Below are 20,535 nucleotides of genomic sequence, written 5' to 3'. Positions count from 1 at the left end.
TGCTAGGGACTTACGTTGGAGCCTAGCCCACGCATCGACCAATCGCCAATAGCCTCTCCCACTCCCAATCAGTTATAAAGTGCTCAGAAGCGACAAATAGACAAAAAAGGTCGCGCGGAGTGAGCGAATGATCGGCAAACCCTTCCTGTTGGTTTTTGCCCTGCTGTACGTGGCGGTACTGTTTTGGGTGGCCTGGCGCGCCGAGCGGCGCAAGGGCTGGCTGCTGCGCTACCGCCCCCTGGTCTACGCGCTGACCCTGGCGGTTTACTGCAGTTCCTGGACCTTCTTCGGCGCCGTGGGCCAGGCGGTCAACAGCACCTGGAGCTACCTGCCCATCTACCTGGGTCCCATGCTGCTGTTCCTGTTCGGCGGCGGCTTCCTGCGCAAGCTGATGCTGGTGAGTGAGCGGCAGAAGGTCACTTCCATTGCCGACTTTATCGGCTCCCGCTACGGCAAGAGCCAGGGGCTGTCCGCGCTGGTGACCCTGCTGGCGATTGTCGGCAGCCTGCCCTATATCGCCCTGCAGCTGCGCGCGGTGACCATGGCCTGGGACACGGTCGGCGATGGGCCGGGCTCCGGCAGTTTTATCGATCTCGACACCGCCCTGGCCACCGCACTGCTGATGGGGCTCTTCGCCATGCTGTTCGGCACCCGCCACCTGGAGGGGCGCGAGCGCAACCGCGGGGTGGTGGCGGCCATCGCCCTGGAGTCGGTGGTGAAGCTGTTTGCTTTTGGCGCGGTGGCCGCGCTGGCCGCCGGGCTGCTGCTCGACGGCGGCGATGTGCTTTCCCCCGGGCAATTGGACCCCCTGGTGCCGGACGCCAATTTCCTCACCCAGACCCTGCTGGCCACGGTGGCGATCGTCTGCCTGCCGCGGCAGTTCCATATGGCGGTGGTAGAGTTCCAGGACCAGCGCGACCTGCGCACCGCGCGCTGGCTGTTGCCCTTGTATCTGGGGCTCTTCTCTCTGCTGATTCTGCCCATCGCCCTGGTGGGGGAGCCGATGCTGGCCCTCGGTCTGCCGGAACCGGACAGCCTGGTGCTGACCCTGCCCATGGTCGGCGGCAACAGCGCGCTGACCCTGCTCGCCTATATCGGCGGCTTCTCCGCCGCCACCGGTATGGTGATCGTCGCCTCGGTGACCCTGGCGGTGATGATCTCCAACGAACTGGTGGCGCCCCTGTGGCTGTTCCTGAGTCGCTACACCCGCCTGTCCGCCGCGTCCCTGGGCAACCACCTGCGCCTGATCCGCCGGGCCAGCATCCTGTTGCTGCTGCTGATGAGCTGGGGCATGCATAAAGCGATCACCGGGGTGGCGCCGCTGGCGTCTATCGGCCTGCTGTCCTTCGCCGCCGCCGCGCAGCTGGCACCGGCGCTGATCGGCGCCCTCTACTGGCGCCGCGCCCACCGCCTGGGGGTGCTGGCGGGACTGGTGGCTGGCTACGGGCTCTGGTTCTACTGCCTGGTGCTGCCGGCGGTGTACCCGCAGCACCTGCTGCTCTCCCAGGGCCTGTTCGGTCAGCAGTGGCTGAGGCCGGAGCAGCTGTTCAGCCTGTCGGAGCTGGACCCGCTGAGCCACGGCGTCTTCTGGAGCCTGCTGGTCAACCTGCTGTTATTCGCCGCGGTGTCCCTGGTGTGCCGACAGCAGGCCCGCGATCGCCGCCAGGCGGACGCCTTCGTGGAACTGACCGAACTGGACCGCAGCGCCGACCTGGAATTGACAGCCATTCAGGTGGGCCAGCTGCGCAGCCTGATGCAGCCCTTCGTGGGGCCGGAGCGCCTGGAGGAGATCTGGAGCGGCTTCGAGCGGCGCAGCCAGCAGCGCCTGCTGGCGGACGATGCGGCGCCGCGTTTTGTAGTGCAGGAGTCGGAGAGCATTCTGGCGGGTATCGTCGGCTCCGCCACCGCACACCAGGTGGTGGACCTGCTGCGCAGCAACCGGCCTTTCGGGCTGGAGGATATCGCGCGGCTGGTGGACGGTACCTCACAGAAGCTGCGCTTCAGCCAGGAGCTGCTGCAAACTACGGTGGAGACCGTCGGCCAGGGCATCAGCGTGGTGGACGCGGAACTGTGCCTGGTGGCCTGGAACCGGCACTATGTGGAGCTGTTCGACTACCCGGAGCGGTTGCTGTACATCGGCTGCCCGGTGGCGAATCTGTACCGCTACAACGCTGAGCGCGGCCTCTATGGCGAAGGGGTGGACATCGAGGCGGAGATTGAGCGGCGCCTGGAACTGCTGCGCCACGGCAGCGCCCATCGTTTCGAGCGCCGACTGTTCAACGGCACCATCGTGGAGGTGCGTGGCACGCCCATGCCTGGCGGCGGCTTCGTGACCACCTTTACCGATATCAGCGACTACCGTGCCGCGGTGGACGCCCTGGAGGAAAACAAGCGCACTCTCGAAGAGCGGGTGCAGCAGCGCACCGCGGAGCTGCTGCGCAGCAACGAGGCGCTGCAGGCAGAGAACCGCCGTCGCGCCGAGGTGGAGGCGAAGATGCGGGAGCTGCACGCAGCCAAGACCCGCTTTCTCGCCCACACCAGCCACGACCTGCTGCAGCCGATCAACGCCGCGCGCCTGTTTATCGCCTCCGCCCAGCAGAAGGCCGAGAGCTGTGCCTGGGCAAAGACCCTGAAGGATATGGCGCATGTGGACAGCGCGCTCAACTCGGCGGAGCAACTGATCAGCGCGCTGCGGGAGATCAGCCGTCTGGACGCCGGCAACCTCACGCCGAGGCGCGAGCACTTTCCGCTGGGGGAACTGCTCGACGCCCTTACCCTGGAGTTCCGGGCCATCGCCGCCAGCCGTGGCCTGCGGTTGCGCTATGTGCCCACTGCCGCCTGGGCGTACACCGACCGCCACCTGTTGCGCCGCATCCTGCAGAATTTCCTCAGCAATGCGCTGCACTACACCACCCGCGGCCGGGTGTTGCTGGGGGTGCGCCGGCGCGGGGAGGAACTGGAAATCCAGGTGTGGGATACCGGCCCGGGCATAGCGCCGGAAGCCCAGGCGCAGATCTTCGAGGAATTTGTACGGTTGTCCTCCGCGGAGAGGCCCGCCGACAAGGGGTTGGGCCTGGGCCTGGCCATCGCCAAACGCAGTGCCGACCTGCTGCAGCACCCCATCGGCGTGCAGTCCACACCGGGCCGAGGTTCCCTGTTCTGCATCCGGCTGCCGCTGGGCCGGGCCGATATGGCGCCGCGGCCGCGGCCACAGCCACTGGCGGCGGGTGGCGACCTGTCGGGAATCGGGGTGCTGTGTATCGACAACGAAGAGTCGATCCTGCGGGGAATGCAGAGCCTGCTGGCGGGCTGGGGCTGCCGGGTGGTGGCGGCCCGATCCCTGAGAGAGGCCCTGGCGGTCTGGCCCGGCGGCGAGCCGCCGCAACTGGTGATCGTGGATTACCATCTGGATCGGGAGGAGACCGGCATCGGCGCCCTGGAGGGATTGAGCCGGCACTGGCGACAGCCGCTGCCGGGCATACTAATCAGCGCGGACATCTCCGAACAGGTGCGCGAGGCCGCGGTGGAGCGGGGCTGCTACTACCTGTCCAAGCCGGTGAAACCGGCGGCGCTGCGCAACCTGGTGCGGCGGTTGGCGAGGCGACCGGCGGTGGAGAGTGGTTAGAGTGCGAACGAGCCTGTAGGAGCGGGCTCCCAACTGTCAGGCCAGCGCCGGCGAGGGCTTCGGCGGCGGCGGGGTGAACTGCCCCGGGGGCTCCACATCCAGGCTGCCCAGGGCCAGTACCGCCTGGGTGCGCGAACTGACGTTCAGTTTGCGGAACAGCGCGGTGAGGTGCGCTTTCACCGTGGCCTCAGTGACGTTCATCTCGTAGGCGATCTGCTTGTTGAGCAGCCCCTCCGCGAGCATGGTGGCCACGCGGAACTGCTGCGGAGTCAGCGAGGCCACCACATCGGCCACCGCCAGCTCCGGCGATTCCCGGCCGCAGTGCCCGGCCACCGCCTCCGGCAGCCAGATCTCTCCCGCCAGTACCTGCTGCAGCGCCCGGGCGATGGTCTCCGCCGGCGCCGACTTGGGCAGGAAACCACAGGCGCCGTAGTCGATCGCTCGACACATCACTTCCGGCTTCTCGTTGGCGGACACCACCATCACCGGCAGCTCCGGACACTGGCCGCTGAGAAAAATCAGCCCGCTAAAGCCCCGCGCGCCCGGCATATGCAGGTCCAGTAACAACAGATCGGCATCGCTGTGCCCGGCCACGCAGCGCTGCAGGCTCTGCATATCCTCCGCCTCGTACAGTTCGGCACCGGGAAAAGTCTGGGTGATGGACTGGCGCAGGGCGCTGCGGAACAGCGGGTGATCGTCAGCGACAATGAACTTAGGTACCGCATCCTCGGCATTCAAGTGCATGGCCATCGCTCCCTCATCATCAATAGCCCCTTGGGCAGGGGCAGCGCGCTCGAATTTTATACTTTTTGTAGTGTACGCGGGTGTCTTGAGACTTTGTTATTGTTTATTGCTATTGGAATACGGCTGAGTGGCTTTTCCCTACCGGTACTTTCCCCTTTCCCTGTAGGAGCGGCCGTTGGCCGCGATCGATATTTCCCACTCGGCAAGATCGATCGCGGCCAACGGCCGCTCCTACAATGACGGTAAAATTCCCAAATCCGTAAGGTGGATAAGCTGAGCGCGTCCACCAAGCGGGCCTGCGGCCCGCGTGCCGAGCTGGAGCTCGGCACTCCCGGCTAGGCTGTCTGCGCCAGCGCGACGCGGCCGTCGATCAGCTGCTGCACCACCGAGGGGTCCGCCAGGGTGGAGATATCCCCCAACTGGTCGCACTCATCCGCGGCGATCTTGCGCAGGATGCGCCGCATGATCTTGCCGGAGCGGGTCTTGGGCAGGCCCGGGGCCCACTGGATCACATCCGGGGTGGCGATGGGACCTATTTCGCTGCGCAGCCAGTCGCGCAGGGCCCGGCGCATCTCCTCGCTGGGTTCCCGGTCGCTGTTCAGGGTCACGTAGATGTAAATACCCTGGCCCTTGATCTCGTGGGGGAAGCCCACCACCGCGGCCTCGGCCACCGCCTCGTGGGCCACCAGGGCGCTCTCCAGTTCCGCGGTGCCCATGCGGTGGCCGGACACGTTGAGCACGTCGTCCACGCGCCCGGTGATCCAGTAATAGCCGTCGGCGTCGCGGCGGGCGCCGTCGCCGGTGAAGTACATGCCCTCGAAGGTGCTGAAATAGGTGTCGATAAAGCGCTGGTGGTCGCCGAACACGGTGCGCATCTGTCCGGGCCAGCTGTCCAGCAGCACCAGGTTCCCTTCGGCGGCGCCCTCCAGAATGTTTCCGCCGTTGTCCACCAGCGCCGGCCGCACGCCGAAGAAGGGGCGGGTGGCGGAGCCGGGTTTGAGCGCAGTGGCGCCGGGCAGAGGGGTGAGCATGGCGCCACCGGTCTCCGTCTGCCACCAGGTGTCCACGATCGGGCAGTGGCCGCGGCCGAAGCTGCGGTGGTACCAGTTCCAGGCCTCGGGGTTAATGGGCTCGCCCACGGTGCCCAGCAGGCGCAGGCTCTCCAGGCTGGCGCCGGCGGTGGGCCTGTCGCCCTCGGCCATCAGCGCGCGGATGGCGGTGGGGGCGATATACAGGATTTCGATTTTATGCTCGTCGATAATCTGCGCGACCCGGGTCACGTCCGGGTAGTTGGGCACGCCCTCGTACATCACCGTGGTGGCGCCGTTGGCCAGGGGACCGTAGATGATATAGGAGTGGCCGGTGACCCAGCCGATATCCGCGGCGCACCAGTAGCGCTCGCCGCGGCGATAGTCGAAGACGTATTCGTGGGTGAGGGAGGCGTAGGTGAGGTAGCCGCCGCTGGTGTGCAGCACACCCTTGGGCTTGCCGGTGGAGCCGGAGGTGTAGAGGATAAACAGCGGGTCCTCCGCGCTCATTTCCTCCGCTTCGCAATCGTCGTTCTGCTGTGCCACCAGTTCGCCGTAGTCGCAGTCGCGGGCGGGATTCCAGGGGACTTCGTCGTCGGTGTAATTGACCACCACCACTTTGTCCACTGAAGTTTCCCGGCACAGGGCCACGGCCCTGTCCACATTTTCCTTCAGCACCACCGATTTGCCACCGCGCTTTCCGGCGTTGGCGGTGATTGCGATGCGCGATTTGCCGTCGTCCATACGTCCGGCCAGCGCCTCCGGGGAAAAGCCTGCGAAGACCACGGAATGCACGGCGCCGATGCGGGCACAGGCGAGCATGGCCACCGCCGCCTCCGGGATCATCGGCATGTAGATGGTCACTACATCGCCTTTGCGCACGCCCAGGGATTTTAGGCCGTTGGCGAGGCGGCACACATCGGCGTGCAGTTCCCGGTAGCTGATCTCTCGCGAGATCCCGGGTTCGTCGCCCACCCAGAGGATCGCGGTGCTGTCGCCGTGTTCGACCAGGTGCCGGTCCAGGCAGTTGGAGGAGACGTTCAGGGTGCCGTCGGCGTACCAGCGGATATGCAGGTCGTCTTTGGCGAAGGACACATCCTTCACTTGGGTATAGGGCTTGATCCAGTCCAGCCGCCGACCCTGTTCGCGCCAGAAGCCTTCGCTGTCGTCGATGGAGCGGCGGTACAGCTCGAAATAATCGGCTTCGTTCAGCAGCGACTGTTCGGCGTAGGCTTCGGGGACAGGGTGGAGGGTTTCTCGGGACACAGCGGGGCCTCTTCGGTCTTATAACTTATCCGGCATTCTGCATTTCCGCGCTGGCGGTGCGTATTAGACATAAGTCGAAATCAGTTCCGCTCCCGCTGTTAGATATTAGTAAGCGGCCGGCACGGTGAGCGATGGCGTGCGCGAGTCGGGTGAACTCGGCACTGGTGGGGGCCTTGACCCCGCGGAATCTGGTAAACCCATCGGATGACGTAGACGCCATCCAGGGACAGCATGTGAAAGTGGATGTTGAGATTCAGCGCCGAGTCAAACCCAGCGTGACTGCGCCAGTGCGGGCTGTTGCGTGGGTCTGCCCCGCTTTCTTGATCAGGTGTGGCAATCACGCGGTAAATAATACCGAGCACCCGGCCCATGATCGTCGGGCGGCTGGCGCACAGAAAGCGTAACTGAAACGGGAAACTCAACACCCACTGGCGCACGAGCTGCTCGGGCAGGACTTCGCCCACCACCAGGGCCACACTCTTGGCCATGCGCCGCTGCTCCGCAGCTTTGCTGATTTTTCTTTTAACGTTGACAGACCATCCTCATGATATTGACTTTTTATTTTACGGATTTTCCGGTCCCTCTTTTGAAGGAATGACCATATCGGTTTCCTGTTCATTGCGTTTAAAAAGCGTTTCGCTGGAAGCGATCCAACCCGATTCGCCGTGAGCCTGCAACACGTAGTGCCCGTTAGGCGTATCAATACCGGCCAGACTCAAACCTTCTCCCACGGTAATGACTACGCGATGGGATTCATTGTAGTTTTCGAGATGCCCGTGCCAGGTAACGCTGCCGTTTTTATGGGTTTCCGCACGATCAACGCGCATTTCAAAATGCGTTCCCAACTGCCAAACTGGAATTTGCAGTGTGTCTCCCGGCATCAACGTTTCAATACGCAACGGGTTAAAGTGAATAAATTCACGGCCGTCATATTTTTGCTCAGGAGTCAGCGGCAGATCATCGGGATGCGTTGCGACGCGCTCCCAGGCTTCGGTCCGGGCCATTGTCTCCACCACCTTCTCCGGATCAAACGATCTACCCGGATGGCGCTCTTGCATTGCTTCCATTCGCGCTTCCAACTGCGGATAGTCGGGATTATCTGAAACTTCGGCATACCTTGCTTGCAGGTCTGCAATGTCGCCACCGCTATCGTCCACTGCGTCTTCATGCTCGCGAATGTTATCGGCTTTTTCAACAACATCGGGCATCGTATTGCCTGTTTTGTCGGAGGGAAGCGCTTCAAAAGCGGATGAGCGACCGGAAGCATCCCCGGGTAGTGAAGGCGTGAACGTATCCCGAAAAACAAAAAAACCAATAGCCACTACTGTGGTGGATAGAATCAGTAGCCCCGGTGTTCTTTTTCCCATTTTTTCTTCTCCTTCAAGGCGTTGAGCAGTTTGGCATGCACTTCTGCATGACCAGCGAGCCTGCGTTTGCGGGCTCGGTTGCGTTGGTTCTGTAAGTCGAGCCACACATATTTGCATTGAGCTATATGCGAAAAAAGGTGAGCACCCGTGGTGCTCACCTACGAGGCTGACTTACTCGAAGGAAAAATGCTGGCTCCACCAGCCGGTATCACAACTTGCCAGTACAATATTTGCCCCATTGGAAACGGAGGAGTTCTCTACGCGGAGACATGATCCAGAACCGCGGTTTTTCAGGATGTAATATCCGCTTCCTGAACTTATTCTTTCGAACATCTCGCTCCAGTAATTGTCGTGACAATCATACTGGTATACATCGCCATCCGATACCCGGATGCATTTTCCGCTGTGTTGTGCCACAAGTTGATGATAGCCGTTACCTAGATTCTTCCATTCAAATTGTTGATTATCACCGCCCCAGCAATCCCATTGGACGATATTCGCGTAGTTATCAGTTGATCGGTCAGAAACATCCACGCACTTATCGCTAACTCTGCTCAGCAAGGTGCTGCTGCTGCCGCCGCTGATGGTGGTCGGTCTGAACTCGGCGATTTCCCCGCGAATATTCTGGATCGCCTTGGCCGCATCGGCTTCATCCGGCTGGCCTTCTTCAACTCCGCACGGCTCACCGTTGCACGTTATTCGCGGGTTGGAGAATTTTGACACGCGCGGCGCGTCGAACAACCAGTGATAAGTCATGATGGAACCGAACGTCTGATCGACGCCGTGCCCCAGTCCGTAGCGGTAACGTGTTCCGCTTTCATCGCCCTGGCGGCGTGAATGGGCCAGTCCCATGTTGTGTCCCAACTCATGCGCCATGGTCATCGGGCCGCAATCCGGTCCCACTACGCCCCAGGCCCACTCGGAAGCGACGGCGAAATAAGCGATGCCGCAACTGCCCTGCTGGTGTATTTGGGTGACGAAATCAGCGCCCAGTTGATTCCTCAGGTTGTTGGCTTCCTCGTCGACACGCAAATTTTCCAATACCGCGCCCATGTCCGAGCCGGCTTCTTCGTGTGGCATGACGCCCACCAGGCGCAACTGAACGTCAACCTGGCTGTCCTGGTAGGCGTTGTTGATTTGGGTCACCCAGTTCTGCATCGCCGTTTCAGGTTGATTATTGAAGTAATTGGCTGAATAGCCGTCGTACAAAACCAGAAGATCGACGGTGACAGCCTGTACTGCACTAACGGCTGTCATTAGCGCCACGGCCAAGCCTGCGCGGATCATGTTGCCGATTTTTCTTTTAATCTTCATGGATATCCTCATGATATTGACTTGTTTATTTTTACGTATTTTCCTCCAGCTCCCCTTTCGAAGGAATGACCGTATCGGTTTCGTCTTCATTGCGTTTAAAAAGCGTTTCTCTTGAAGCGATCCAGCCCGATTCACCGAGAGTCTGCAACACGTAGTGCCCGTTAGGCTCCGGGGAAAATCCTGCGAAGACCATGGAATGCACGGCGCCGATACGGGGCAGGCGAGCATGGCCATCGCCGCCTTGGGAGCCATCGGCATGTAGATGGTCACCACGTCGCCTTTGCGCACGGCCAGGGATTTTAGACCAGTAACCCCAGCTTCAGTGTGACTCAGTACCGCCTTTGCGTACGCCCTGGGATTTGAGATTGACGAAGCGGCACACATCGGCGTGCAGTTCCCGGTAGTTGATCTCTCGGGAGGTCCCGGGTTCGTCGCCCACCCAGAGGATCGCGGTGCTGTCGCCGTGTTCGAGCAGGTGCCGATCCAGGCAGTTGGCGGAGAGGTTCAGGGTGCCGTCGGCATACCCGCGGATATGCAGGTCGTCTTTGGCGAAGGGCGCGTCTTTCACTTGGTATAGAGCTTGATCCAGTTCAGCCGCCGGCCCTGTTCGCGCCAGAAGCCCTCGCTGCCGTTGACTGAGTGACTATACATCCCGAAATAGTCAGATTCGTTCAGCAGTGAGCGTTCGGCGTAGGCCGCGGGGACTGGGTGGGCGGGTTTCTCGGGACACAGCGGGCCTCTTCGGTCTTATAGCTCACCGACATTCTGCATTTCCCGCATCTGTAGTGCGTATTAGACATAAGTCGAAATCAGTTCCGCTCCCGCCATTAGACATTAGTCGAAATTACTCCCGGTTTAGACCAATGGTTAATAGCCGTGCTCGCAAATAAGGGATTACATCTGTACCCGGAATAAAAACAATTTCGGGAGGATGAAGGAATGTCCAGTAGAGAGAGCAATACCATTGTGTTCCGCCTGTCCACGGGCGTCCTGGCTTTATCGGCGATGATCCCGCTGGCGGCAGTGGCGCAGGCTACCAACGAGGAACTGCAACTGCGCATCGAGGAACTACAGGCGCAGGTTTCACAGCTGGCCGAAGAGGCAAAGCGCCGGGAGATGGTGGACAACCCGGAGCCGGAGCAGCCGCAAGAGGGCACGCAGATCGAGTTCGGCGGTTTTATCAAGCTCGACAGCCAGTTCAGCGACTACTCCGACGGGAGTTCCGCCACCGCTGGCATCGGCGAGGATTTCCTGGTGCCCTCCACCATTCCGGTGGGCGGCGAGGACGGGGATACCAAGTACCACTCCCACGCCAAGTCTTCGCGGCTGTTTATCAAGAGCCACACGGCCTTGGCCCGCGGCCACGTGAACACCCACCTGGAAGTCGATGCCATGGCCAGCGGCCAGGGCGACGAGCGCATCAGCAACTCTTATTCCCAGCGATTGCGCCACGCCTATGTGGACTGGCATATCGACGAGAACCGAAGTTTGCTCGCGGGTCAGACCTGGTCCACTTTTTTCAATGTGGGCGCGCTGCCGGAGGGCATGGATTTTGTCGGCCCGGTGGGCACCATTTTCGAGCGCCAGCCGCAGCTGCGCTACACCCACAAAATCGGCGGTGGTAGTATCCAGGTTTCCGCGGAGAACCCGGCTACCACCCTGTACAACGGCACGGAAAACCCCTATGACGACAATGGCATGCCGGATATCGTGCTGCGCTACAACAACAGCATCGGCGATTTCAGCTATTCGGTGGCCTCCATGAGCCGGGAGCTGGCCTATGAGGATGGCGCTGCCGCGGAATCGGTGCGCGGGTATGCGGTCAGCGTATCCGGAAAGTACCAGGTGGGGCGGGATGATATCCGCTTTATGCTCAGCTCCGGCAATGCCCTGGGGCGCTATATGGGCCTGAACGGTTTCCGGTCCGGTATTATTGAAGGGGATGGTGATATTGAATTGATCGACCAGAGTGGCGGCTTCATTGCACTGCGCCATTTCTGGAGCGACCAGTTGCGCACTAACCTTGTGCTGTCGGCCTCCACGGCGGACAACCCGGATGCGGTGTCCGACACCACCGCCTCAGACTATCGGAGCATGCACCTGAACCTGCTCTATTCGCCGGTTCCCAAAATCACTCTGGGAGGCGAATATATCCTGGCGAACAAGGAGGTGGAGAATGTGAGTGGTATACTGGCGGACGACAAAGGCGAACTGAGGCGCCTGCAGTTTTCTGTCAAGTATGTTTTCTGACATTCGTCATTCCGGCGTATGCCGGAATCCATGCTCCGGAGAGCTGGACCCCGGCCTTCGCCGGGGTCACGACCTGAGAAGATTCCGATAAATCGATAATAAGTGCGGAGATAAAAAGATGAGTTTCGAAAGCGAACAACACGCCAAAGACTACTGGAGAGAGAATCTGCGCCTGATGCTCACCCTGTTGTGCATCTGGTTTGCGGTGTCCTTCGGCTTCGGAATATTGCTGGTGGATGCGCTCAATGCCATCAAGCTGGGAGGGTTCAAGCTGGGCTTCTGGTTCGCCCAGCAGGGCTCCATTTATGTGTTCCTGTTGTTGATCGTGGTCTACGTGATCAAGATGAATACGCTGGACCGGAAATACAACGTGCATGAAGACCACGAAAACGAAGAAGAATTCGAGGAAGCACTCGAAGAAGAATTCGGTCAATAGGAGCCCATCATGGATATTCAAACCCTTACCTTTTTGATTGTCGGTGCCACCTTTGCGATCTATATCGGTATCGCCATCTGGTCCCGCGCAGGCTCTACCCACGATTTCTACGTGGCTGGCGGCGGTGTACACCCGGTGGCCAACGGCATGGCCACCGCAGCCGACTGGATGTCCGCGGCCTCGTTTATCTCCATGGCCGGACTGATCTCCTTTATGGGCTACGACGGTGCCGTCTACTTGATGGGCTGGACCGGCGGCTATGTGCTATTGGCACTCTGCCTGGCGCCCTACCTGCGCAAATTCGGCAAGTTCACCGTGCCCGCATTTATCGGCGACCGCTACTATTCGAATACAGCGCGTACCGTGGCGGTAATCTGCGCGGTATTTGTCTGCTTCACCTATGTGGCGGGACAGATGCGCGGCGTGGGGGTGGTCTTCTCCCGCTTCCTGGAGGTGGATATCACCACCGGGGTGATTATCGGCATGGGGGTGGTATTCTTCTACGCGGTGCTCGGCGGCATGAAGGGCATCACCTATACCCAGGTGGCTCAGTACTGCGTGCTGATCTGCGCTTACCTGGTGCCGGCGATTTTCATCTCCATCATGATGACCGGCCACGTGATTCCGCAGATCGGCTTCGGCTCTGAACTGGCCGATGGCTCAGGCACCTACCTGCTGGATAAGCTCGATGGCCTGTCGACGGAACTGGGTTTTACTGAGTATACATCGGGCACCAAGAGCACCATTGACGTCTTCTTTATCACTGCCGCGCTGATGGTGGGTACCGCCGGTCTGCCCCATGTGATCGTGCGCTTCTTTACCGTGCCGAAGGTGCGCGACGCGCGCAAATCCGCCGGCTGGGCGCTGCTATTTATTGCCCTGCTGTACACCACTGCGCCGGCCATCGCCACCTTTGCGCGAGTGAATATGATCGACACCATCAACGGGCCGGAAGGCGAGGGCACACCCCACGCCGAGGCACCCGGCTGGATCGACAACTGGGAGCGCACCGGCCTGATCAGTTGGGAAGACAAGAACGAAGACGGCCGCATGTTCTACGCCGGTGACGAACGCAACGAAATGACCATCGACCGCGACATTATGGTGCTGGCCAACCCGGAAATCGCCAACCTGCCGGCCTGGGTGATCGCGCTGGTAGCCGCCGGTGGTATCGCCGCGGCGCTGTCCACTTCCGCGGGCCTGCTATTGGTAATCTCCACGTCGATTTCCCACGACCTGTTGAAACGGAATTTGATGCCGAATATTACCGACAAGCAGGAGCTGGGCTACGCGCGCATCGCCGCGGCGGTGGCCATCTGTGTGGCGGGATACCTGGGAATCAATCCACCGGGCTTTGTGGCGCAGGTGGTCGCCTTCGCCTTTGGCCTCGCGGCGTCGTCCTTCTTCCCGGCAATTATCATGGGCATCTTCTACAAGCGCATGAACAAGGAAGGGGCGATCGCGGGTATGCTCTCCGGCATTCTCTTTACCGCGGCCTATATCATTTACTTCAAGTTTATCAACCCGGCGGCCAACAGCCCGGAAAACTGGTGGTTCGGAATTTCCCCGGAGGGCATCGGCACCCTGGGCATGGTGCTCAACTTTGCGGTGGCGATTGCGGTTGCCAGGGTTACCAGCGAAGCGCCGGCGCATGTGCAGGAAATGGTGGAGAGCATCCGCTTCCCGAAAGGAGCGGGGGAGGCCAGTGCGCACTGATCCCTGACTGAAAACACCTTACGGTCCTTGGCGAGACACTTGGGTTCCCTCAGAAGTGTCTCGCCTTTTTTGCCATTTCGGGCTTGGAGTCCCGTTGTAGGATGGGCAAAGGAGCGAGGCGACGTGCCCATCATTCCATGCTGTGATGGGCACGACCTCGTGATGGATGGCACGAATACAGAAAATGCGGGGAGCACTTTGTTCTGCTTTCGCTTTGCCCATCATACGGCTTATGCCGGGTTATCGGCCTCCCAGGCCATCAACAGCAGCTCTTCGTCGTCCCCCGGCAATGTGATTTTCCCCTCGGCGCGCAGGCCTATTTTTTCGAGCAGGCGTACAGAGGGCGCGTTATCCGGTAGGACAATGGCTACTATGCGCTTCAAGGCCAACGCCTCGCGGCCGTACTGCATCACCGCCCGCGCCGCCTCCAGCGCGTAGCCGCAACCGCGGAAGCGGGGGAGAAAGGCGAAGCCGATATCCACGTCGTCCAGTCCATCGCGCTTGATCAGGCCGCAGGTACCGACGGGCGTGCCGTCGGCGAGTTCCACCCGGTAGAGGCCGAAGCCGTGCTCGCGGTACATGGTCAGCGGGCCGTCGGCGATATAGCGGCGCGCCGCCTTATCGTTGCGTACACCGCGGTCGCCCACGTTGCGCAGGAAGTCGGGATCGTTCAGAACCGCCAGCATCAGCGGCGCGTCGTCTTCGGTAAGGCGGCGCAGTCGCAGGCGCTCGGTTTTTATCGGGGTCATAAGGCTGCCAGATTGCAAAAATGCAATCTTACACCGCAGTTGTCTTTCAGCGAACCGTGTGCAAAAACTGCAAATGACGCTCGTACTGGGCGAGGATATCGGTGAGCAGCTGGTCCCTGGTCCAGCCCATGACGTCGTAGTCCTGGCCGCCTTCCTGCAGGTGCACTTCCGCGCGGAAATATTTTTCCGGGGAGCCGTCGTCCACCTCATCATTCAGTTCCGCGTCCGGATTGGGGGCGCTGGGCTTCAGGTGGGCCTTGGGATGTATGCCGTAGATGAAATCGATTTCCCCGCTCTGGAGCACTTCCAGGCAAACGGAGTGATTCACCCGGCTGACCGTTGCGGAAAAGCCGTTTTTCTCCATCTCGCTGGCAAATTCCTGCAGCGTCGGTTCCCCCACCTCGCGAATATACTCGCGAACTTCCTCCAGCGAGGGCAGGCGCACCAGGTTTTTCAGTCGCCGCTGCCAGGAGACGGGACTGCCCAGGCTGGCGGGAGCCACCGGCGCGCTCAGTGCAATCCGCTTGGCCGTGTCCCTGCGCAGAGCCGCGATCAACCCGTATATGGCCACCAGTAGTATCACGGAGAAGGGCAGGGCGCTGGCAATCACTGCCGTCTGCAGGGACTGCAGCCCACCGGCCAGCAGCAGGGCGATGGCCACAACACCGATCAGGCCGCACCAGAAGATGCGCTGCCATACCGGTGTATCGTCGCGCCCGTGGGAGGAGAGCATGTTCACCACCATGGCCCCGGAATCCGCCGAGGTGACAAAGAAGACCACCACCATCACCACGGCGAGCAAGGAAAAGAACCCCGGCATGGGGAACTGCTCCAGGAACTGGAATAGCGCCAGCGACTCGTTCTCGCTCACTATCCGGCCCAGTGAGGTCAGTCCCTCATCCAGGATCATATGAATGGCGGAATTACCAAACACCGTCATCCACAGCAGGGTGATCCCAGCGGGTACCAGCATGGCGCCGACAATAAATTCGCGAATGGTACGCCCGCGGGAGATCCGCGCGATAAAAAGCCCTACAAAGGGCGACCAGGACATCCACCAGCCCCAGTACAGAATGGTCCAACCCCCCAGCCAGTCGGTAGGTGCGTAGGCATAGAGATTGAAGGTGCGACTCACCATTACCGAAAGGTAACTGCCGAAGTTCTGCACGAAGGTTTGCAGCAGGTACACGGTACTGCCGAGCAGCAGCACCATCATCAGCAGCAATATCGCCAGCCCCATATTCAGCTGTGACAGCCGCTTGATACCCAGATCCAGGCCCATCACCACGGAGATGGTGGCCAGGATGGTGGTGATTACGATCAGAACCACCTGCGGCCCCGTGCCCACCGGGATATCGAACAGGTGATTGAGCCCGGCGTTGATCTGCAGCACGCCATAACCCAGAGTAGTGGCCACGCCGCACACGGTGCCGACAATGGCGAAGACATCCACCGCGTGGCCAATGGGACCGTGGATGCGCTCGCCGATCATCGGGTAGAGCGCCGAGCGCAGGGTGAGCGGCAGATCGTGGCGGTAGCTGAAATAGGCCAGGATCAGTGCGACGATGGCGTAGATGGCCCAGGCGTGCAGCCCCCAATGGAAAAAGGTGAGCACCATCGCTTCGCGCGCGGCAGCCACGGTGCCGGTTTCACCCACCGGGGGCGACAGGTAGTGCATCACCGGCTCGGCCACACCGAAGAACAACAGGCCGATTCCCATACCGGCGGAAAACAGCATCGCGAGCCAGGACCCGTAACCGTAATCCGGTTTCGCGTGTTCGGGCCCGAGCCTGATCTCGCCGAACCTGGATACACCGATCATCACTACACTGATGAGAACGATCGCCACTACCAGTACGTAGTACCAGCTCATATTGGCCACGATACCCGCCTGCAGAGCCTTGAAGCGCGCGGTGGCGTCGTCGGCGAACAGCACCGCGTAGGCCACCAGCAACAGCAGTACCCCGGTGGCTGTGTAGAATACCGGGGGGTCGAAATGCGCTTTGTTGTCCCTTTGGGGAGGCTTCATGACTGCTATTCCTCGGTGCTGCTTGCGAGCGCGGCGGGTTAAAATAGGCGCTTATTTTAGCGTAGCTGACCACCGTACTTAAATTTTTCGCGAATAACCAGATGCTTCTTCATGATTGAAATTTCCAGGAACCTGAGGATATCCGAATCCGAAGTGGAGCTGAGCGCGGTGCGCGCCCAGGGCGCCGGCGGCCAGAATGTTAACAAGGTGGCCAGCGCGATTCATCTGCGCTTCGATATCCGTGCCTCCTCGCTGCCGGAGGAAGTCAAGCAGCGCCTGCTGGCCCTGCGCGACCGGCGTATTTCTTCCGACGGTGTGGCAGTGATCAAGGCCCAGCGCTTCCGCACCCAGGAAAAAAACCGCGCGGATGCACTGGAACGGCTTTGCGCCCTGATCGAAAAGGCGACCGGTACACCCAGGAAACGCATCGCCACCAAACCCAGCAGGGCCGCGAAGGAGCGGCGGTTGCAGAACAAGACGCGGCGCGGGCAGGTGAAAGCGTGGCGTGGGAAAGTCAGTGAATGAGTGTGGGGCGAACCCAGTGTTCACCCTGACTGGCCAACGACCTAAAGGGAGAAATCATGTCCAAACGCTACGACGCCGATGAACTGCAGCAGTTTGCGGCCGAACTTTTCAAGCGAGTCGGTCTTACCGGGGAACGGGCCTCGGTGATGGCCAATGTTTTCCTGCAGGCGGATTTGATGGGTTTCACCACCCACGGTCTCAACCGGGTGGCGAGCAACCTGCGGTGGCTGCTGAATGGCGAGTCCCGGCGAGAGGGAGAGCCGCGGGTGCTCGCCGACCGCGGCAATTGCTTTAACTGGGATGCCGACTTTCTACCCGGCCCCTGGGTGCTCACCCAGGCGGTGGAGCAGGCGCTGGAGAGGCTGCCGGAGCAGGGAATGGTCACCGCCACCATTCGCCGCAGCCAGCATATCGCCTGCCTGGCTGCCTATCTGCCGCCAGTCGTCGAAAAGGGTTACGTGGCCTTGCTGACCTGTTCCACCCCATCGGAGAACACCGTCAGCGCCCAGGGCGGCATAGATCCGCTGTTCTCCGCCAATCCCATCGCCTTCGCCGCCCCGGCGGGGGATTACCCACTGCTGTTCGATATCAGCATGTCGGTCACCGCCGGTGGCTATGTCAGCCGGGCGCAACGGGAGGGCAGGAAACTGCCGGGCGAATACCTCAAGGACAACGAGGGCAACCTGTCGGACGATCCGGCCGCCTTCGAAAACGGCGGCAGTATCCTACCGGTGGGTGGCGCCGACCACGGCTACAAGGGCGCGGCGCTCAGCGCCATGCTGGAGGTTCTGTCCATGGCCCTGGGCGGTTACGGCCGGGGAGACGAGGAATCGAAAGGAGACGATGAGGCCAACTCGGTATTCCTGCAGATTATCGATCCCAGGGCCTTCGGCCCCCAGGCGGATTTCCTGCGGCAGACCACAGCGCTTTGTCACCTCTGGGAAAAGAGCCGCAGCGAGGGCGATTCCCCGGCCCGCGTACCCGGCCAGCGTGCCTGGGCCGCCCGGGCGCGGCAGTTGGAAGAAGGGGTGGAGCTCTATCCCTCCATCATGCAGGACCTTGAGCCCTGGGCGGAAAAGTTGAATGTGCCTCTACCCAAACCTCTTTGAAGATTTGCGGGAGCCTGCTTGCAGGCGAATAGGGCCGTGGAACGTCAGTCTCTTTTCGTTCCGGAAAAAGCTGGTTGAAAGGAGTGACCGGCAATGACCCATCTGACGGCTTGATTCAGGCACTGCCATCATCAAGCGAAATGGAATCGCGTCATGGCCGAGCCGATCCCCTCCATGGATGGATTGATGGATACCCATAAGCACCCAGCATTTTAGGAAAAAGATCCATTGATCTTTCCCTGAAAGGGATAGATACCCTGTTAAGCGAGAAACTGCGACAAAAATTATCTCCCGGCATGATCATCTAATCCCAGCCTCTCTCACAGCAGGGACACTGCCGAAAGCTGCTTTCGAATGTCTCGGTGCACTCCTCCCATCGACTATCTGAAAATATTTGATCGCCCTTACTGTAATTCGCTACTGAACTTGTACTAGTCGTTATAAATCCGTTGCCCTGCTTGCATGAATAGTTTCCCCTCTGCGGGCATTGTTGGGCCAATGTAGGGCGTTCAGCGTCTGATAGAGGTCGGTAGACAATTGTCGGGTTGGTAAATAAACGAACTAAAAAGTAATGAAATACAAGGCCTTGGTGTCAGCTCAGGTCTCCAATCCGGTTTTGGCATAGAAATCGCTTTATTAATCCTGAGTCGTTATATCTTATTAGTACAAGTGGACTTCACACAAACCGGGGCATTGCTCAGCTGTGACGGAGCAGGCTGAAATTTTCAGATTATGGGGGTTACATGAATACAATCAAAAAGCTGATCCTGCTTGCAGGGGTATCGGGGTTCTCTACGCTGGCGTTTTCCGAAGATCAATTAAGGGACATATTTGACAACGGAAGTCTGGATGGAAACATCAGAGCCTACTACAACACCCGAGAGTATGAGGATCGTACCGATGAAAGTGCATTTTCCTTAGGGGGAGCGTTACGCGCTGAGACCGGTAAGATAGGCCCAATCAAGATCGGTGCAGGATATTACACTGCTCAGGATCTTGGTACGAACGACGACGACCCAAACAAGGTGAATAGCCGTTTGGGCAGCGATCTGGAAGTGTTGGGAGAGGCCTATCTGAAATTTGATGCCGGCCATACCGTAGCTACCCTGGGTCGACAGAAAGTCAATACTCCTTTTGCCAACTCTGGCGATGCTTTCATGATCCCCTTTACGTTTCACGGGTACGGCGTTACCAATAAAAGCCTGAAAGATATCTCCTTCGAGGCCAACTACCTTAGTGAGATCAAGAATCGTAATAGTGAAACATTTGTGGATATCGGTTCCTGGACGGCGAGCCGGTACGGGGCTTCTGCCCCCTCCGAAACAGGCAGTATGGCTAACCTGGGAGCTGTATACGGAGCTGGGCCAATAAAGTTGGAAGCGTGGTTTACCCGGGTTTCGGAGTTCTTTGACACCCTGTACGTCAACGGTAGCTACAGTGCCTCGATATCCAACAGTGTCAAACCTTTCGTGGGCGCGCAATATGCAACACAACGTGAAAGCGGTGACGAAATACTGGGCAGAATCGATTCAAGTCTTTACGGCGTTAAGTTTGGAACGACAATGGGAAGCTCAAAGGTCACTTTGGCTTACAACAGTGTCGCTACGGAGCAATCCGCTTTTCGAAATGGTGCATTTCTGGCTCCCTTCAGTTACTCCACCAGCCCGCTTTACACTAACAATATGTTGGAGACCCTGGAGAACGTAGATGCCGGTGAGGCATTGAAGGTAACCTTCAATCACAGTTTTTCCAGCAAGGTGGATGTAAAACTCAGTTATGCAACGTTTGATTTCGATCAGGCACCGGATCGGGAGGCGACCGACCTGGACGTGATCTATGCACTTGACCAGTATCTGGAAGGTTTATCCTTTCGATGGAGATTGGAGCTGGTGACGTCCGATGTCGATTCTGTTGAACAGATCAATCACCGGTTTCAGACCCAGTTTACCTTTTGAAAAATCAGTGTCGCCGCCGACCGGAGGCCGGCGCGAGTCCTTGAAACACAAGCAATTCGTGGGGCGGCCATTCGTGGGGCGGCCATCCGTGGGGCGGCCATCCGTGGGGCGGCCATCCGCCAGTATTTGAATGGCGGCAAGCAAATAGGCCAAGGATGGCCCGAGTCACAGTCCCGCAAAGAATCCCCGGCATCAAGCCCTTCGCATCAAGCTTATTGCTTAACTTAGCGGCATTCAGGCCAGGGATGTTCTATTTGGTTTCCGGGTTAATAGCAAGATTATCGCCCCGGGGCACCTTCCCGCTCTCTCTCACCTCGACTCTTGAAAAATCAGGGTCCCGCGCTCTCCGAACACCGGGCATACGAAACCCGTCAGTGACGGTAGCCTTCATATCCCAACCAACGGTATGACTGTTCTCCGTC

14 protein-coding genes and 1 pseudogene are annotated in these 20,535 nt (G+C 59.8%); 7 read left to right on the top strand and 8 right to left on the bottom strand.

Annotated features, from left to right (window positions below; genetic code table 11):
• Window positions 1-127: 127 nt before the first annotated feature.
• Window positions 128-3,625, top strand: a complete 3,498-nt coding sequence (locus FHS09_RS09830) for a hybrid sensor histidine kinase/response regulator (protein ID WP_183459329.1) — start codon at window positions 128-130, stop codon at window positions 3,623-3,625.
• 36 nt (window positions 3,626-3,661) lie between these two features.
• On the opposite strand, the gene FHS09_RS09825 is transcribed toward FHS09_RS09830, so the two are convergent.
• The 6 genes and pseudogenes from FHS09_RS09825 to FHS09_RS09800 form a co-directional block, all read right to left on the bottom strand.
• On the bottom strand, window positions 3,662-4,369 hold the full coding sequence (locus FHS09_RS09825; protein ID WP_183459326.1) for a LuxR C-terminal-related transcriptional regulator: 708 nt from the start codon (window positions 4,367-4,369) through the stop codon (window positions 3,662-3,664).
• Between the two features lie 335 nt (window positions 4,370-4,704).
• Entirely contained in the window at window positions 4,705-6,663 is a 1,959-nt protein-coding gene (gene acs / locus FHS09_RS09820; protein ID WP_183459324.1) for an acetate--CoA ligase, read from the bottom strand.
• Between the two features lie 106 nt (window positions 6,664-6,769).
• Window positions 6,770-7,160: pseudogene (locus tag FHS09_RS22550) on the bottom strand (IS91 family transposase); the annotation flags it as partial.
• 66 nt (window positions 7,161-7,226) lie between these two features.
• Window positions 7,227-8,030 carry a hypothetical protein gene (locus FHS09_RS09810; protein WP_183459322.1) on the bottom strand — a complete coding sequence of 268 codons (804 nt, stop codon included), beginning with the start codon at window positions 8,028-8,030 and terminating at the stop codon, window positions 7,227-7,229.
• A 171-nt stretch (window positions 8,031-8,201) separates the two neighbouring features.
• The gene (locus FHS09_RS09805; protein ID WP_183459320.1) at window positions 8,202-9,344 is read right to left on the bottom strand and encodes an RICIN domain-containing protein; all 1,143 of its coding nucleotides are present in this window, start codon (window positions 9,342-9,344) and stop codon (window positions 8,202-8,204) included.
• A 319-nt stretch (window positions 9,345-9,663) separates the two neighbouring features.
• Complete coding sequence (locus FHS09_RS09800; RefSeq protein WP_183459318.1) at window positions 9,664-9,912, bottom strand: hypothetical protein; 249 nt, start codon at window positions 9,910-9,912, stop codon at window positions 9,664-9,666.
• Between the two features lie 371 nt (window positions 9,913-10,283).
• Here FHS09_RS09800 and FHS09_RS09795 point away from each other — a divergent pair, with 371 nt between their 5' ends.
• From FHS09_RS09795 to FHS09_RS09785, 3 genes are all read left to right on the top strand, one after another.
• Window positions 10,284-11,594: a DcaP family trimeric outer membrane transporter gene (locus tag FHS09_RS09795; RefSeq protein ID WP_221191916.1), complete on the top strand. Its 1,311-nt coding sequence runs from the start codon at window positions 10,284-10,286 to the stop codon at window positions 11,592-11,594.
• 118 nt (window positions 11,595-11,712) lie between these two features.
• Window positions 11,713-12,030, top strand: coding sequence for a DUF4212 domain-containing protein (locus FHS09_RS09790; protein ID WP_183459316.1), 318 nt, complete (start codon window positions 11,713-11,715; stop codon window positions 12,028-12,030).
• A gap of 9 nt (window positions 12,031-12,039) precedes the next feature.
• Window positions 12,040-13,746, top strand: a complete 1,707-nt coding sequence (locus tag FHS09_RS09785) for a sodium:solute symporter family protein (RefSeq protein WP_183459313.1) — start codon at window positions 12,040-12,042, stop codon at window positions 13,744-13,746.
• A gap of 230 nt (window positions 13,747-13,976) precedes the next feature.
• Here the strand turns inward: FHS09_RS09785 and FHS09_RS09780 are convergent, their stop codons facing one another.
• Together FHS09_RS09780 and FHS09_RS09775 are read right to left on the bottom strand one after the other, a co-directional pair.
• Complete coding sequence (locus FHS09_RS09780; protein ID WP_183459311.1) at window positions 13,977-14,495, bottom strand: GNAT family N-acetyltransferase; 519 nt, start codon at window positions 14,493-14,495, stop codon at window positions 13,977-13,979.
• A 46-nt stretch (window positions 14,496-14,541) separates the two neighbouring features.
• A complete protein-coding gene (locus tag FHS09_RS09775; protein WP_183459309.1) occupies window positions 14,542-16,524 on the bottom strand; it encodes a BCCT family transporter in 1,983 nt (660 codons plus the stop codon).
• A gap of 111 nt (window positions 16,525-16,635) precedes the next feature.
• On the opposite strand from FHS09_RS09775, the gene arfB reads away from it, so the two are divergent.
• From arfB to FHS09_RS09760, 3 genes are all read left to right on the top strand, one after another.
• A complete protein-coding gene (gene arfB, locus FHS09_RS09770; protein WP_183459307.1) occupies window positions 16,636-17,049 on the top strand; it encodes an alternative ribosome rescue aminoacyl-tRNA hydrolase ArfB in 414 nt (137 codons plus the stop codon).
• A gap of 56 nt (window positions 17,050-17,105) precedes the next feature.
• Entirely contained in the window at window positions 17,106-18,158 is a 1,053-nt protein-coding gene (locus FHS09_RS09765) for an Ldh family oxidoreductase (protein WP_183459305.1), read from the top strand.
• 743 nt (window positions 18,159-18,901) lie between these two features.
• Window positions 18,902-20,113: an OprD family outer membrane porin gene (locus FHS09_RS09760; RefSeq protein WP_183459303.1), complete on the top strand. Its 1,212-nt coding sequence runs from the start codon at window positions 18,902-18,904 to the stop codon at window positions 20,111-20,113.
• Window positions 20,114-20,535 lie beyond the last annotated feature (422 nt).

Source organism: Microbulbifer rhizosphaerae (assembly GCF_014191725.1).
Lineage (GTDB): Bacteria > Pseudomonadota > Gammaproteobacteria > Pseudomonadales > Cellvibrionaceae > Microbulbifer > Microbulbifer rhizosphaerae.
The sequence above is the reverse complement of the archived record's forward strand: the minus strand, read 5'-3'. Positions and strand labels throughout refer to the sequence as shown.